We start from the raw sequence: 15,728 nt of genomic DNA, 5'->3' as shown, positions 1-15,728 counted from the left end.
TCTTTTAATCAAAAAATCCGTCAGCTTGATATTAGCATGACGGATTTTTTGACTTGTAATCAATTGCTATCAGAGACTTTTTTCGTCTTTAACAACTTTCATGACTCCCTTCATTAACCGCCAGTGGCCCGGGAATGTACAAACGAATGGATAGTCGCCTACTTCGTTTGGAACCTGGAATTTCAGACGGTAAGTCTGTCCCGGGTTAACAAGCGGAGTTGCCGCAAGTACCTGCGGGATATTCGGTACATAGTTTTTCTCTGCACCATCCTTTGCCGTGATCATTTTATCAGCCGCGGTTCCGATGATTTCCAATGATTTTGGCTTTCCAATTACCACATTATGCTGCATTGCATCCGGGTTTTCAAATACCAGCTCCACTGTTTTACCGGCAACTGCTTTGAACTCAGTCAATGTAAATTTCATCTCCTCGCGGATCGCCTTGATCTGTACAATCTGTACATTCGGGTCGGTCGTGGTTTCTTCCTTGATTCCATAAGATTCCAGGAACGGAGTCAGTTTGCTGCTCAGATCGTCCGTAACCTCAGATTTCAGAGAAGCCAACATTTTCTTGCTCTCGTCATTTGCAGTCTCTTTGCGTTTCGGGTTCCAGGAGCCTAGTACCCCTTTGAAAACCGCATTGCGACCTTGTGGATCCAGTGTTTGGGCTGTTTTCAACAAATCCAAAACTTCATTTCCACTCGCATAAGAAGTATAACCACGCGTCGCGCGTTCCAATGCAAAGTCCGACAAACGGTCCAGTCTACGTACCTCGAAGCTTTTGCTCATGGTATTGTTCTTGTTCTCGTCTTTTTCCAGAACCACATTGTCCACGTCGACAGTAGCTGTGATCGTTACCTTGCCAGCTTCGTCAGAAGTAAATCCAAAACCCGAGCGCCAAGGACCATTATTTCCTTCGGTCAGTTTCACAGTTTCACCCGGAGCTATGCCATTTGTCAGCTGGCGGCTCACGTAGTTACTATTGAGTGAGCGGCTTCTTACACCTACATTCACAACCGGTACCAACTCTTTAGGAACTGCCACGCTGCCTTGGTTTGTAATTTCAATCACTACCCGCGCATATTCACGAACATAAGGCTTGCCTGGTTCGATTGTGATATTTGTGATCGCCAGTTCAGCCGAACCTTGTATCGTAACTTTGCTTGCGCCGTGGTTATCGTGGTTCATTGTTGAATGATCCATCGGCTTGGCAGCTTCTGCCTTTTGAGCAGTGGCAGTTGCAGAGCCAGCTTTTCCTGCGCGTTGTGCCAGGTATTTTTTACGCAATGCACCGTCGTGTGAGTTCAGTACTGCCGCAAATGCATCTGGCATCCAGCGATCGTCGGCTTGTGCGTAAGTATCAAGCAATGTCAATACCGCAGTTTCCACTTCTGGTGTCAAAGGAATATCTGCAAAACGAAGCAATGAATTCATGGCAACCAATGCATCTTTATCATGCAAAGCGTCTGCCGCTAGTAAAGTTTGGGCAGTAGCAGGCGTCGAAGGCAGAACCTGGGCAGCCGTTTTGCGCACATCCGCAGCAGGGTGTTTCAATGCTTCATTCACCGCCGCCAAAACCTGCGGATCTTCAATTGCGTTCAACCCGTGCAAAGTCCACAATGCGTGGATAGCAGCTGTATTTAAGCCAATTTCGTCCACTGATTTGTCTTTAACCAGCTCCACCAATTTGCCCACAACATCTTTGTTATTGCGTTCAACCAGCAAACGTTGCGCGTGTCGGCGCCAGAGCATATTGGTGTTTTTTAAAGTAGCAACCAGTTCGTCAGGACGGGATTTGCTTAGGGAGATCGGCGTATATTTCGGCGCATTTTTCCATGCAATTCTATACAAACGACCGTGGGTAAAATCGCGCAAATCAGTCTCGTAAGCATTTCCTTTACCGTTTTCTGATCCTTTCGGAGTTGGGTTATGCTGGATAATGTAGCTGTACCAATCGGCTACCCAAACAGCTCCGTCGGGCCCAACTTCTGCAAAAACCGGAGATACCCATTCATCCGCGCCAGCCAGCAAATTGAAGCCCAATTGATCTTCAAAATCGGTACCTTTTTTAGCCATGAAATTCTGGTGCAAAATGTGTCCCGTAGGTTCGGAAACGAATGCAACTTTGTTCCAATACTGTTTCGGATAAGCGCGGGCTGTGTAAAAATTATGTCCCGCAGCAGCTGTGAATCCGCCAAATACATCTACCTGACGCACTTTCGGTGTGATCGGCTGCATGTCTTTATGCGTATCCGTGCTTCGGCCACCATTGTCTACTTTACTTTCACCGAAATAACGGTTCGGGATTGCTGAGTACCAGCCGTGGGAATTGTTCGCAGTTGAACCAAACAGGTCGCCGCTCTCATTGAAACCCAATCCCCAGGTATTGTTAGAAGTTTTGGTCACGATTTCCATGTCAGAACCATCGGGTTTGAACCGGAAAAGTGCTTGTCCGAAATTCAGTGAATCGCTTTGTCCTACTTTGCCTTTAAATCCTGAATAACCAACTGAACCGTAAACCCAGTTATCAAAACCGTAATGCAGGTTGGAAGGTCCCGCGTGGGTATCTCCTGTTCCAAAACCTGAGAAAAGGATTTTCTTCACGTCCGCTTTGTCATCGCCATCGGTATCCTGCAAAAACAACATGTGCGGAGCCTGCGAAACTACCAGACCACCGTTTGCGAATGCAAGTCCGGTCGGGATACTCAGATCATCGGAAAACTTCGTGAATTTGTCTGCTTTACCGTCTTTGTTCGTATCCTCGCAAATCAGGATATAGTCACTCCCGCCGGTATCTTTTCTTTCGTTAGGATAATCTTTGGTGATCAAAACAAACAACCTGCCACGCTCGTCCCACGTCATCGCGATCGGGTGCATTACGTCAGGTTCGTGCGCAAAAACGTCCAATGTAAAGTCAACAGGAATCTGAATGTGCTTCACCGATTCTTCCGGCGAAAGTGGCAGCTGCTGCATTTGCGGACCAGGGCGCTGCTCATAGTTTGGCAACTTGGCTTCGCGGTATTCAAAAGGTTTTGGTGCCAATGCAGCCAATGCTTTTCTTGCATCATCATTTACCGCCCACAGAATCCCTTTTTCAATCAAATCCTGAAAACCAGGAACTGCCCAAGTACGCTCGTCGTGACCGTAAGCCGTGTAAAAAATCCGGCCTTTCCCGTGCGTTCTCACCCAGGTATAAGGTTCTTTCTGAACGCCAGGCTTGTCTTTTTCCTGATCTTTTTGAATGGTACGTTCTGTCAAAACGATGTTGTCAGGCTGCAACTGGTTGTGCAGATAAGTTTCATCAATCGTTTTAAAAGGCTTCACACCTGCAATCGCAGGGTGCTCAGGATTTGTCCAAACCGGCTGAATGGTGTCAAAAGTGTGGCGCCAGAACTGTCCGCCGATCAGCTTTACAACTTCCGGATTGTTGCGGAAACAGTAGGAAGCGCAGTGAATAGGGATAAATCCTTTTCCACTCGCTACATAATCCAGCAACGCTTTTGCCTGCTGCGGCGCGATCGAATCGTGGTTCGCATACAGCATGAGCGCGTCATATTTGTTGAGCGTCTCGGCATTCAGGTCGTTCAGATTGTCCGTATAAGTGAAGTTGAAACCTTTCGGTCCCAATGCCGCCATGATCTGCGGCACGCGTTCGGCAGGCTTGTGGTGCCCGTTGTCGCCCAGGAACAAGATTTCCAGACGCCGCGCCTTGGAAGCCTCGCCTTTGGAAGACGCACTTTTAACCGACGCGTTCTGCGAAGAAGGCTGAGAGGCACAGCCCAGCAGGACTATACCAAGGAAAAAGGATAACGCTTTGGTTTTCATTTGGTTATTGTTGTCTAAATTTTCTTTTTCCTTTTTAAAGGATGCTATTGTTTCTGTGCGCTGCAACTTTTTGTCAGCCTGAGCGCAGTCGAAGGCATTGTGCACGATGCCTTCGACTGCGCTCAGGCTGACAAGCTCCGTGTCGAAGGGCAATGCACGACGCTATTTTTATACACTTTTAAAATCCGGCAACTGAATCAACGCGCCGCCTTGCAATGCTGATTCGTGGGCTAAAATTCCCACGCTCGTCCAGTTGGCCGATTGCCATGCATTCGGGAAAGGATCGCGGTCTTCGATCAATGCGCTGATGAATTCGTGCGCCAAATGCGGGTGTGAGCCACCGTGGCCGCCGCCTTGTACAAAAGACAAATGCGCGTTTTCATCCAGGTTATAAACTCCCTTGCCTGTGAAATGCTGGATTTCCTCTGGCAGGTAATGTGCATAATCCGGGGTCGGCACTTTCTCGGCAATTTCGTGTTCCGGCTTTTTCGCAGTGTGGATCACGGGATCTTCGCCTTCGATCAGCGGCCATTCGAATGATTTTTTGCTTCCGTAAACCTCAAAACTCTCGCGATACTGGCGCGCCACGTCAAACAACGAACGATATACATAAGCTGATAAATCGCTGTCCTTAAATTTAATATGCGCCGATTCAACTGCAAAAGGTGAGTTGTGGATCTTCGCCAAATCTTCACTGATCGTTCCGGAACCGAAGCACGAAACGTACTCAGCTTCCAGTTTCAACAAACCCGCAACCGGGCCCACGCAGTGTGTTGCGTAATGCATCGGAGGCAGCCCTGGCCAGTAGTCAGGCCAGCCTTCCATATCCTGCTGGTGACTTGCTTTCAGGAATTGAACTTTACCAAGCTCGCCTTTCTCATATAATTCTTTCACAAACAGAAATTCACGTGCGTAAACCACCGTTTCCATCATCATATACTTCTTGCCAGACTCTTTCGTCGCTTTCACGATCTCGATGCAATCTTCCACGCTTGTTGCCATCGGAACGGTACATGCAACGTGTTTTCCGGCACGAAGTGCTTTCAAAGTCTGCTCTGCGTGGTTCGGGATCGGTGAGTTAATGTGTACCGCGTCTACATTCGGGTCGGCGAGCAGGTCGTCGTAGCTTGTGTAGCGGACATCGATTCCATATTGGTCACCAACTGCATTTAATTTAGATTCTGTACGTTGACAAATCGCGTACATATTTGCATTGGGATGTTGCTGATAAATAGGGATAAATTCGGCTCCAAAGCCCAGCCCGACGATTGCAACATTAATTTTCTGAGACATACTAAATGAGAAATTGGTTAATTGTTCAGTTTTATCGGTATTCAAAATAAAGATCAGTTACGCATTGCCTCTCAAATGGAAGCGGGTAAGTGTGTGATTTACAATAAAATGAAGGGATGTTCGACAATACAATTTTAAAGTAAAATAATGCTAAAAACTTTACGTCTTTTGATTAGTACTGACTGTATTTTGACTACTATTCGGTTGAAATAAAATATTAGAGCAAAAATTGGTGTAAAATGAATGAGGATATGATGGAGTTAAATACTAAAATCAGGGCGGCTGTACCCGAAGATGCCAATGCAGTGGCCCCGCTACTGATACTTGCAATGGGCCACATTGCAGGAATATTTGCCAGATCAGAAAACCATTCTGACGCAATTCCATTCTTCCGGCACTTTTTTGAAACCAACCAGAACCAATATAGCTACGAAAATACGCTCGTTTTCGAAGATGAAAATGGAGTTATCGGGGCAGTTACCGGCTACGATGGCGCGCTTTTACACCAACTCAGAAAACCTGTCCTCGACCTGATCCGTGAAACGCAACCAGATTTCAATCCCTCTGACGAAACCGGACCAGGCGAATATTACATTGATTGCGTGAATGTGCATCCGGCGCACCAGGGAAAAGGTATTGGTAAAAAGCTGATCAAAGCTTTTTGTGAAAAAGCGGCTTCGCTGGGATATCAAAGAGTGGGGTTGATTGTCGATCAGGTAAATCCGGCAGCAAAGCGATTGTATGAAAATCTAGGTTTTAAAATTGTCGGAGAAAAAAATTTCCTGGGACACCAATACCATCACATGGTTCTGGAAGTAGCTTCTAAGTGACAGTTTTTTACCTAAATTGCTTCTTTAAAATATTTTAAAAACTCCAACCTATATCCATACCCAATGTTGCAAAGGAGAACCTTTATAAAAGCAGGTGCTTTGGCTGTCGCCGGCGCTTATATCCCGAAATGGTCTTTTGCCAAGAATGCAGTCGCAGATTTTCCGGTGGTCAGGATAGCGGCTGATAAACGCAGTTTTACCAGTCCGGCCGTGGAAGCTACGATCACACGCATGAAAAAAGTGATCAAAGACCCCGAGCTCGCGTGGCTTTTTGAAAACTGTTTTCCGAACACGATCGACACGACGGTACATTTTAAAACAGAAAACGGCAAGCCGGACACATTCGTGATCACGGGCGATATCGACGCGATGTGGCTGCGTGACAGCACGGCGCAGGTTTGGCCTTATCTGGCTCTTTTGAAAGAGGATAATAAACTGAAAGATATGGTAGCCGGACTGATCAACCGGCAGACCAAATGCATTATCATCGATCCTTACGCGAATGCATTTTACGATCGTCCGAAAGAAAGTGAATGGACGAAAGACCATACCGAAATGAAGCCGATGCTCCACGAACGCAAGTGGGAGCTCGATTCGCTTTGCTACACGATCCGCCTGGCTTATAATTACTGGAAAGTAACAGGAGACACCACGCCGTTTGACGCGGATTGGATAAAAGCGGCCGGCCTGATCCTTAAAACCTGCAAAGAGCAGCAACGTAAAGACGGGCCGGGGCCTTACAAATTTGGCCGGACAACGGCCTGGTCAACGGATACCGTTCCGGGTAATGGTTATGGAAATCCGATCAAGCCCAATGGATTGATCGCAAGTACTTTCCGGCCTTCCGACGACGCGGCTATGTATCCGTTTTTTGTTCCTTCCAATTTCTTCGCCGTCGTTTCTTTCCGTGAAATCGCGGAAATTCTGGAAAAACTGGGCGGCTCAAATGCAAAGCTGGCCGCTGATTTCAAAGCATTGGCAACCGAAGTGGAGACTGCATTGAAGAAGTTCGCAATATACCCGCACCCGGAATTCGGCAAGATCTACGCATTCGAAGTTGACGGATTTGGTAACTACTTATTAATGGACGACGCCGGTATCCCTGGGTTGATCAGTATGCCTTACCTGGGCGCAATGTCGGTGAAAGATCCTGTTTATATTAATACCAGAAAGTTCGTTCTGAGCGATTCCAATCCCTATTTCTTCAAAGGGAAAGCGGGGGAGGGGCTAGGCAGTCCGCATACTTTGGTGAACCAGATCTGGCCCATGGGCATCATCGCCCGCGCGATTACTTCCACCGACGAAAAAGAAATCGAAGCCCAGTTAAAACTGCTGAAAACCACGCATAATAACACCGGCTTCATGCACGAATCTTTCGACAAAGACGACGCTGCGAAGTTTACGCGGAAGTGGTTTGCCTGGGTTAATACGTTGTTTGGGGAGTTGATTTTGAAGTTGGAAAAGGAGCGGCCGCATTTGTTGGGGAAGGTTTATTGAGGCTCTTCGGCTGCGCTCAGCGTGACAAATTTTTTGATAGTCAAATACTTACCATTTTGTCAGCCTGAGCGCACCGGGCCGCCGGGCGGTCGAAGGCACGTGCACGATGCGTTGTGCCTGCACTTCGACTGCGCTCAGTGTGACAAGCGGGAGGCATTTGCATAATGCCTACACTTCGACTGCGCTCAGTGTGACAAGCTCACCTGCAAATGGTTTATAACAACCTTCCGCTAATTCCTTTCTTGTTTTCTGATTGATCGTTTGAAGCTTGGGATAATCACCAAACTTTTGTTCAAATGACTATCAGGAATATAATAACTCTTTTTCTTTTTGCTCCAAGCTTCTGCTTTGCTCAGAAAGATTATGTTCGTATTTCAGGCAAGATTGAAAATCGGAATAGCGATACTTTGATGATTTTCTCAAATGTCAAAGTTCTCAAGACAATCCTTGTCGACAAAAATGGAAGCTTTTCAGATACGCTTAACGTGCAGGAGGGACTCTACGCCTTATCTGACAATGTTGAAATGACTACCGTTTTTCTGAAAAATGGACGTGATTTTCAAATGAATGTTGATGCAAAGAAGTTCGATGAAACGCTTCACTATGAAGGCATTGGCGGAAAGGAGAACAACTATCTGGCAAAACATCTTTTATTAGACGAGCAGTTCGATGAAAAAACTGAAATGTTGGAAGATGAATCGGGGTTTGCGGCTCTTTTGAAAACCAAAGAAGGTGAACAAATGCAGGAACTGACAAACGGCGGATTTGATCCTGATTTTGTGAAAGCCGAGAAGGAAATGCTAATGCGTAATGCCCAAGGAGCCAAAGCTAGTTTCGCAAAGAAAGTAGCAATTAAGCGACTGAAAAATTCTCAATCTCCTCTGTTCTCTTATGAAAATGTAGATGGTGGCGTAACAAAGCTGGAAGATTTTAAAGGTAAGTTCGTCTTTATCGACATTTGGGCGACTTGGTGTGCGCCTTGCATTGCGGAGATTCCACATTTGAAGAAGGCAGAAGAAAGATATAAAGAGAAGCAGATCGTGTTTTTGAGTCTCTCTGTTGATTATCAGAAGAATAAGGATAAATGGAAGAAATTCATAGCCGACAAGAACCTAACAGGTGTGCAAGTACTGGCCGATCAGGCTTGGCAATCTCAGTTCATAAAGGACTATGCAGTCACCTCTATCCCAAGATTTATTATCATTGATCCGGAAGGGAAGGTTGTAGATGCTGATGCAGCCCGTCCATCTTCTCCGAACTTCATTGAAAATTTGGATAAACTACTAAACTAGAAAAGTGTAAACAAAACGAGGATCGAAACTAAAATCGATCCTCGTTTTGTTTATCGGCTCAGGCAATGAAGCTTTTTGACTTAAAAGTTGCTCTTTCCAATTTAGCAATCGGCGTAGTAACCCGCAATTAATTCACAATATGTACCCGCATTTCAGGGGTAACCCGCACAAGGTTTTCGCTGAATAGAAAACTCTCTACCATTGTGTTCAATGATTCGATCATTTCGCTGCCACTGTCTGTTTGAAAAAATTCTTTGACGATCTGATGTTGTCTCAACAATGCATTTTTCTGACCGTTAAAATCAGTTTTTGTACCGGTAGCTTCTTGGGATTTTGATTCTGGCAGTGTGTTCATAGCTTTGTTTTAGGTTTAATTGTGACTTGTTTGAACTTAGCCCGGAGGTTTAGTATGCAGCTTTCTCCGGGCTATTTTTTGCAGTTGGCTTGGTGGGAAATATCCACACCTGTTAGGTAAATTTTTTTATTTCAACTTATAGGTGATAATAGTCTTCTCATTAATGTCTCCAAAGTCGGATAATACCTCTTTCATGCGTTTTTGCGAAATTCCTTTTTTAAATGTGAAGTCGCGCCATGCATTTCGGTATTTACCTTCCTTTGTTTCTGCTGGAAGCGTCGGATAGATGTTTTTAAGCCACCACTCAAACGTCTCCTCAACAGAGGAAAATGTTTGCATGAACAAATATAGTAATTGGTGGGTAAATCCCACATAATCTTAAAGCTAAAAAATTATCTAACTATGCGCTTCGACGCACCAGAAACGCTCCTTGCCTTGGACCTTTGCGCCTTTGGCTGAGTATCTTCTTCGGCTCGCATTATATCCTCAACTGACTCAAACTGAATAACCGGCGCCTTTCCAACCAATAAAGCCAGCTCGACAAGCTTAGAAATTGTGAAATTGAAATTCCCATTTAGAATCTGCGAGATATAGGATGGCGACACTTTCAGTTTTTCAGCTACTTGCCTTTGTGTGAGATTATTTTCCTCCATATAAGTATTCAGCAGATTGAATACCTCTATCTGTATGTTGGTAAGCCAGTAGGAAGGGCTGTTAAGCAAATCTTTTCTCGTAACCATAGAATTAGTATTTACTGGTTGAAACCGTATAAGTGAATCTCCTGAGCAAGTCGCGCCAGGTATTTTAAGTCCGTCTTCTGATTGCTTTTTTTACCAGCTAGAATTATCACCTTTCCAGTCTTTTCAATTTTAATCAGATAATATCTCAAACCAGCGCTTTTCGCTTCATAAATCCGATGTGGCATATTTGGCAAATTCAATACGCGATACAGAGTTTTAGGTAATGTTGAAAGGTTGCAGGCGGCATTGATGATCGAATAAATCTTACCAATATCCTTTCCGAATGTCCCTTCTTGCAAAATCAGCTTTTCGAATTCTTCGATCTGGTATTGATTATCAATACCAAGTTTGTAAAGAGCAATTCGTGTACTACCAACTGCTGCCGATCGTTTTATACTAAACCTGGACATAAAGTTAAGTTATAACTTAATAATATCCGAACAGTCCGGACATTTATTCCAGTAAAGGTTAATGGATTAGCTCAGCCGTACTCTGCATCCTTGGAAGCAATTATTCAAGGGTGGTTTTTACAGAATAAACGGTATCACGCTGGATATTCGCAAACAAAAACCGGAAAAATATGGAACCTGATTCCATATTTTTCTAACTCATACCACCACCCGCCGCCTCACCAACCCATCTTCATTCTCCTCCGCCACCTTCATTCCGCGCACCTTCTTCTTCCCCTTCACCTTCTTCCCAAGCCAGATAATCACCCCTGTAACAGGCAGGCTCGCGGCAATAAGCGCAACTACAAATGCGATGATCTTAGTGGGTAAACCCCAGATGTTGCCAGTGTGGATCGGGTAAACCAGCCTGCGTGCTTTCATGCCGCGGGATTCGTTTTCGTAGAGTCGCTTTGAAACGAGGTTTCCATTATTTTTATCGAAATAAAGAAAGCTTACAATGTTACTTACAGCGGCGTTGTCGTCGACTTTTGAAACTGTGATAGACAAGCTGTCTGTCTTAGGCATTGTAAAAAGAATTCGGCCCGGGTTGGGTAACTGACTGTTGGTTTCGGCTAATATCTTTTCAAGCAAATAATCGTTTTCTGCTCCATTCAGCGAGATATTGGCGGGCGCTTCGCGAATTACCTGCGGCTTTCCGTCGAATGCGAGGTAGATTAGATTGTTCACCCATTTGTAACTCCAAACCAGCCCCGTCGCTGCAATCAGGAAAATGAAGGGGAGTACGTAAAAGCCAAAAACTGCGTGCAGGTCCCAGTTCAGCCGCTTGAACTTCGCGTCCCATTTAATGCGAAAACGCTGCTTCTGGTTCTTTCTGTTTGGCCACCAAAGTACGAGTCCGGTAATCATAATCACTAGAAACATGACGCAGGAAATGCCTGTGATCACTTTGCCGGTATCTTCCAGACAAAGGTACCGGTGCAGCCGGAGTACTACACCAAAAAACGCTTCGTGTTCGTCTCGAACAGCTGTTATCCGACCGGTAAAAGGATCGATTGCAGCCGATAATCCTTCTTTTTCCTTCGTTTTGAGATTGAAAATAATTGTCCGCTCATGATCCGGCTCGATGGTGATGCGCTGGATTTTGTTCTTCGGGAATTTGTAGGCGATAATGCTTTTTAGATGATCCAGAGGTAACCTTCTCTCGCCTGCATTCGCCTTTACCACATGAAAGTCGGGGTAAAGAACCGGTTCCAGCTCATCCTCAAAAACGAGAATGCAGCCTGTCAGAGCCACTACAAAAACCACAAGGCCGGAGATAATCCCCAGCCATAAATGCAGTTGCGACGCAATTTTCTTGAAAGCTTTTTTCACGCTTTTGGTTCAGATAAGTAGCTTACATTAAAAGGTATATGCAATAGTCGCCAGGAAATTACGTGGCGAGCCCGGGAACAACCGGAGGTAATCGTAGCCGCCCACCCAATACGTTTTGTTGGTTACATTGTTGAGATTAACCTGGAACTGAAATTTGTCGATTTTGTAATAAATCGCAGCATTCAAAAGCGTGTAAGCAGGTACAGTCTGCGCATTGTTGATCGACAAATTACGCTCGCCCACATAGTTGCTGCCCAAGCCAAGCCCCAGTCCATTGAGACCGGCATTTACAAAAGTATATTTCGTCCAGATACTGCCCTGATTTTTAGGCGCATTCGGTTTTTGCAAATTCACCACTGCCTGATCAGCCGCCCGCGAACCAGCGTCGGTAATCTTGGCATCATTGTAACTGTAAGCAACGATGATATTCCAGTTTGGCAAAATATTCCCCGTCACGTCAAATTCAACTCCTTTTGCCTTTTCCTCGCCAATCTGCGTTTGAAGGTTTGGGTTTTCAGCGGCATTCGCCGAATAAAGCGTATTGGTTTGCACGATCTGGTAAAAGGATGCATTCGCAGTCAAGCGACCATCGAGCCACTCGGTTTTCAAACCGGCTTCGGCCAGACTGCTACGGATCGGGTCAAAAGGTCCGCCGGAAAGCGGATCACTTTGTACCACCGCATCCTGCGGGTTATAACCTTTGGTATAAGTACCGTAAATGTTCACATTGTTGGTCAACGTATACACAGCCCCGATGCGCGGCAAAAGTGCGTGCTGGGTTACATTGGTTTCGTCGTTTTTGGTATAGTTCTTCTTGTCAATGTAAGTATCGTAGCGCAGTCCCAGCAGAATCTGCAACCTGTTGATCTTCAATTGTTCCTGCAAATACAAACCGTGCAGCTGGTACATTACCGGCGTGGTAGATGCATTAGTGACCACATTATAAGTGTACTTGGTAGGATCTTCCAGATTGTTGTTTTGGAGTGTCAGATCATAGTGTGAAATGTTGGGCTTCGGAATGCTGCGGGTAACCCCATTCTCAGTATAGTTATAAAAGACAAACCGCTCTGGCTGTTTTGCATTGTAAGCCGCCGCGCCACCCGCTTTCAGCAAATATCCATTTGCAGTCTGCTGTCCTGACCCTTTTGGGGTAGAAGATTGGATGTAATCGTAACCCGCAACCAGCTTGTGCTCAGCGATTCCGGTATAGAAGTTATGGTTAAAAAACAGCGAAACATTGTCCATAAACGACTTCGTCTTACGTACAAATACCTGGCGCGCAACCAGATTTTCGATTGCATTACCAGCTGAATCCACCGCATTCACATTACTGCTCCGGTGTTCGAGCAGATCTTCCGTGTAGCCTGTACGCAGGTAGGCAACGTTAAAGGAAGTATTTTGGGTAAACTGGTGGTTCAGAGAAGTTGTGATCAGGTAAGTTTCCTCATTCAGATAATCATTGACCGCATTGAGCGAAGTTTTAATCGAGCTCGAATACAGGTCATTTCCCTTCACCGACTGTCCGCGATCCAGCCGGCTGTTAGACCGGTTGTACACCATATCGAAATTAATCCGCGTCTTCTCAGTAGGCAGGAAAGAAACCGACGGAGCTACGATGATATTTTTGTCAAATTGCAGGTTCCGAAAGTTCTGTGCATTGTTATAACCGACATTGAGCCTATAAAGCAAAGTCTTTTTCTCATTCATCGGACCCGTAAAATCCGCCAGCATTCTTAACGTATTAAAGCTACCGGTGGTAAATGAAAGTGACTTCTGCGGTGTATCAAGTGGCTTTTTAGTCACCCTATTGATGGTGCCGCCGGGAGAGGTATTCCCGTACAGAGCCGAAGCTGCACCTTTGATTACTTCCACTCTTTCCAGGTAGTTCACGGGAGGTTGTTTCCAAAAACCTGAAAAAGTTCTCAGTCCATTTACGAGCTGGGTAGTACTTCCTCCATTCATCCGGAAACCCCTGATTGTAAGGTCGTCATAAAACGTAAACTGATTTACCCCACTCATATTCTTCACCGCGTCGCCCATTAGAAAAGTGCCCTGATCCCGCATTACTTCCTTGGTAATGTAGCTGATCGCCTGCGGCACTTCCTTGATCGGAGTACCTGTTTTACTGCCGATAAAAGAGAGATCATTTTTGTAAGTAGTCTCCTTGTTACCTAATATTTCAACAGTTTGAAGTTCTTGAGCAGCTTCTGAAATATTCAGTTCAAGACTAATTGTTTCGCCGGATTTTACTGAAACGGTGTGGTCTATTCGTTTGTAGCCAACTCCTGTTCCAACTAGCTGATATGTGCCCGCAGGCAGCTCATTAAATTCGAATTCGCCGGTAGAAGTGGTGACAGTGCCTTTGCCGGTACCTTTTAAAATGATATTAATGTACTCAGCAGGCACGCCCGCGGCCGTTTTGATCTGACCTTTTATGGTACCAGTCTGCGCTTTCGCGACGAAGCCGGTCAATATAATGAAGAATAGTAAAGAAGGTATTCGCATAGTTGAGGTTAAATGAGATACTTAAATCGAGGATAAAAGTATACTTATTTAGACTAATACGAAATAATGAAACAGCAGATTTGGTTAAATATGTGTTTGGCCAGAGAAATTTGTTTAATAAATTCTAATTTTTCTGATCAAACACATATTGCAATCGCTACATATTGGCCTTTATAAAAGAAAGCCCGTCGCGCATGAGCTGTTCTTCGGAATCGAACATTTTGCGCCAGATATTGGCTACCGGCAATTTTGGACTGAATGCTTCAATGCTCAGCCACCCGTCGTAATTAATGTCTTTGATCGATTTGAAAACACCCTCCCAATCCACATTCCCTTTCCCGGGGGTAGAGCGGTCGTTTTCGGATAATTGTATAAATGAAATGCGGTTACCTGCTTTCCTGATCGTGTCGCCAATGTTCTTCTCTTCAATATTGGCGTGGAAAGTATCGAACATAATCGTGCAGTTCGGGTGGTTTACTTCATTCACAAACCGGATCAGCTCATCGCCGCAGCTGGTGAGGTACATTTCAAAACGGTTCAGGTATTCCAGTCCCAATGTAATATCAAGTGATTCGGCATAGTCAGCCACTTCGCGAATTCCTTCAATGCCCCACTGCCACTCTTCCTGCGTAGCGGGCTGACCGGTAAAAACGCCCAATGCAGAGTGGTAAGGCCCCATTAACTTGGTGGCGCCCAGTACCAGGGAGCAATCGAGTACACTTTTCAAATGGTCAATCGTGTGCCGCCGCATGGCAGGATCGGCGCTGATCAGGTTTTCGGACGGGCCGCAAATGGTATCCGTTTCACATGCAAGACCGAGTGAATCCAGCTTTTTACGGAAGCTAAACCAGTGTTCAGGATTGGTATTAAAAATGGGAACTTCAACGCCGTCAAAACCAATTTCTTTGATCAGTTCCAGGGTTGGAAAAAGGCTTTCATCAATTTGATTTCCCCAAAGGAGAAGGTTCATGCTAAATTTCATCAAAATTCCATTTTGCGGTAATGTATACGACAATCTTACGATAAACCAGCCCCGAACCTGTTCCGTGATTTGACGAGTTTTGGTCGGTTATTGATATATCCGGTGGTAAAATAGGAATAATGATGAGAAGCGCGCATAAAAAAAGCAACCTTAGTTTGACCAAGATTGCTTTCTGCTCTTAAAATATCGCTGTTATTGTGCTCTTGCGAAGATCAGTGCACTATTGTTATCGTAATACAAAACCAGCTTGTTTGGTTTCAAATCATACATATTCACACTTGGTAATGCATTCACGAACAAATTTCCCCACGAAGTTTCAGTCCGTTCTGTGCCTCCTCCGCCAAGTTGAATCGTATTTTGCTGCGCGGTTTCGTAAAATCCTGTCAGGTAATTGGTCGATGAAGTTCCTTCCAGTTCGCCTTTTTCTTTAAAGTTGAGACTTACTTCAAACGCGCCTTTTTGTAGCGCTGGTTTCTTGATCGTATCGTTTTCCTGCACAATACTTTCCAGCTGCCACTTGCCGGTCAATTCCATATTACTATTGATTGTGGTCGTTTTTCCACAACTGGTTAAGAGAGAAACGGACAGTACGAATACTGCCAATTGTAGCGCTTTTTTCATAGAGGTA

13 protein-coding genes are annotated in these 15,728 nt (G+C 45.2%); 3 read left to right on the top strand and 10 right to left on the bottom strand.

Annotated features, from left to right (window positions below; genetic code table 11):
* Nucleotides 1-69: 69 nt before the first annotated feature.
* On the bottom strand, nt 70-3,825 hold the full coding sequence (locus LZG94_RS17285; RefSeq protein WP_233793135.1) for a PVC-type heme-binding CxxCH protein: 3,756 nt from the start codon (nt 3,823-3,825) through the stop codon (nt 70-72).
* A 168-nt stretch (nt 3,826-3,993) separates the two neighbouring features.
* The gene (locus LZG94_RS17280) at nt 3,994-5,118 is read right to left on the bottom strand and encodes a Gfo/Idh/MocA family protein (RefSeq protein WP_233793040.1); all 1,125 of its coding nucleotides are present in this window, start codon (nt 5,116-5,118) and stop codon (nt 3,994-3,996) included.
* A 251-nt stretch (nt 5,119-5,369) separates the two neighbouring features.
* Here LZG94_RS17280 and LZG94_RS17275 point away from each other — a divergent pair, with 251 nt between their 5' ends.
* The 3 genes from LZG94_RS17275 to LZG94_RS17265 all read left to right on the top strand — a co-directional run bounded on the left by LZG94_RS17275 (nt 5,370) and on the right by LZG94_RS17265 (nt 8,737).
* Entirely contained in the window at nt 5,370-5,948 is a 579-nt protein-coding gene (locus LZG94_RS17275) for a GNAT family N-acetyltransferase (protein ID WP_233793039.1), read from the top strand.
* Between the two features lie 63 nt (nt 5,949-6,011).
* Nucleotides 6,012-7,445 carry a glycoside hydrolase family 125 protein gene (locus LZG94_RS17270; protein WP_233793038.1) on the top strand — a complete coding sequence of 478 codons (1,434 nt, stop codon included), beginning with the start codon at nt 6,012-6,014 and terminating at the stop codon, nt 7,443-7,445.
* 296 nt (nt 7,446-7,741) lie between these two features.
* Nucleotides 7,742-8,737 carry a TlpA disulfide reductase family protein gene (locus tag LZG94_RS17265; protein WP_233793037.1) on the top strand — a complete coding sequence of 332 codons (996 nt, stop codon included), beginning with the start codon at nt 7,742-7,744 and terminating at the stop codon, nt 8,735-8,737.
* A gap of 127 nt (nt 8,738-8,864) precedes the next feature.
* On the opposite strand, the gene LZG94_RS17260 is transcribed toward LZG94_RS17265, so the two are convergent.
* From LZG94_RS17260 to LZG94_RS17225, 8 genes are all read right to left on the bottom strand, one after another.
* Nucleotides 8,865-9,092: a hypothetical protein gene (locus tag LZG94_RS17260; RefSeq protein WP_233793036.1), complete on the bottom strand. Its 228-nt coding sequence runs from the start codon at nt 9,090-9,092 to the stop codon at nt 8,865-8,867.
* A 126-nt stretch (nt 9,093-9,218) separates the two neighbouring features.
* Nucleotides 9,219-9,431 (bottom strand): hypothetical protein, encoded by a 213-nt coding sequence (locus tag LZG94_RS17255; protein WP_149640470.1) that lies wholly within the window; start codon nt 9,429-9,431, stop codon nt 9,219-9,221.
* 53 nt (nt 9,432-9,484) lie between these two features.
* Nucleotides 9,485-9,832: a helix-turn-helix domain-containing protein gene (locus LZG94_RS17250; RefSeq protein WP_233793035.1), complete on the bottom strand. Its 348-nt coding sequence runs from the start codon at nt 9,830-9,832 to the stop codon at nt 9,485-9,487.
* 11 nt (nt 9,833-9,843) lie between these two features.
* The gene (locus LZG94_RS17245) at nt 9,844-10,242 is read right to left on the bottom strand and encodes a hypothetical protein (RefSeq protein WP_233793034.1); all 399 of its coding nucleotides are present in this window, start codon (nt 10,240-10,242) and stop codon (nt 9,844-9,846) included.
* A 198-nt stretch (nt 10,243-10,440) separates the two neighbouring features.
* Nucleotides 10,441-11,613, bottom strand: coding sequence for a PepSY domain-containing protein (locus tag LZG94_RS17240; RefSeq protein WP_233793032.1), 1,173 nt, complete (start codon nt 11,611-11,613; stop codon nt 10,441-10,443).
* Between the two features lie 27 nt (nt 11,614-11,640).
* Nucleotides 11,641-14,118 (bottom strand): TonB-dependent receptor, encoded by a 2,478-nt coding sequence (locus LZG94_RS17235; RefSeq protein ID WP_233793031.1) that lies wholly within the window; start codon nt 14,116-14,118, stop codon nt 11,641-11,643.
* 157 nt (nt 14,119-14,275) lie between these two features.
* Complete coding sequence (locus LZG94_RS17230) at nt 14,276-15,100, bottom strand: sugar phosphate isomerase/epimerase (RefSeq protein WP_233793029.1); 825 nt, start codon at nt 15,098-15,100, stop codon at nt 14,276-14,278.
* A gap of 192 nt (nt 15,101-15,292) precedes the next feature.
* Nucleotides 15,293-15,721 carry an META domain-containing protein gene (locus LZG94_RS17225; RefSeq protein ID WP_233793028.1) on the bottom strand — a complete coding sequence of 143 codons (429 nt, stop codon included), beginning with the start codon at nt 15,719-15,721 and terminating at the stop codon, nt 15,293-15,295.
* Nucleotides 15,722-15,728 lie beyond the last annotated feature (7 nt).

Source organism: Dyadobacter sp. CY343 (assembly GCF_021390335.1).
GTDB lineage: Bacteria > Bacteroidota > Bacteroidia > Cytophagales > Spirosomataceae > Dyadobacter.
Note: the sequence above shows the minus strand (reverse complement) of the source record. Positions and strands in the feature narration are given on the sequence as shown.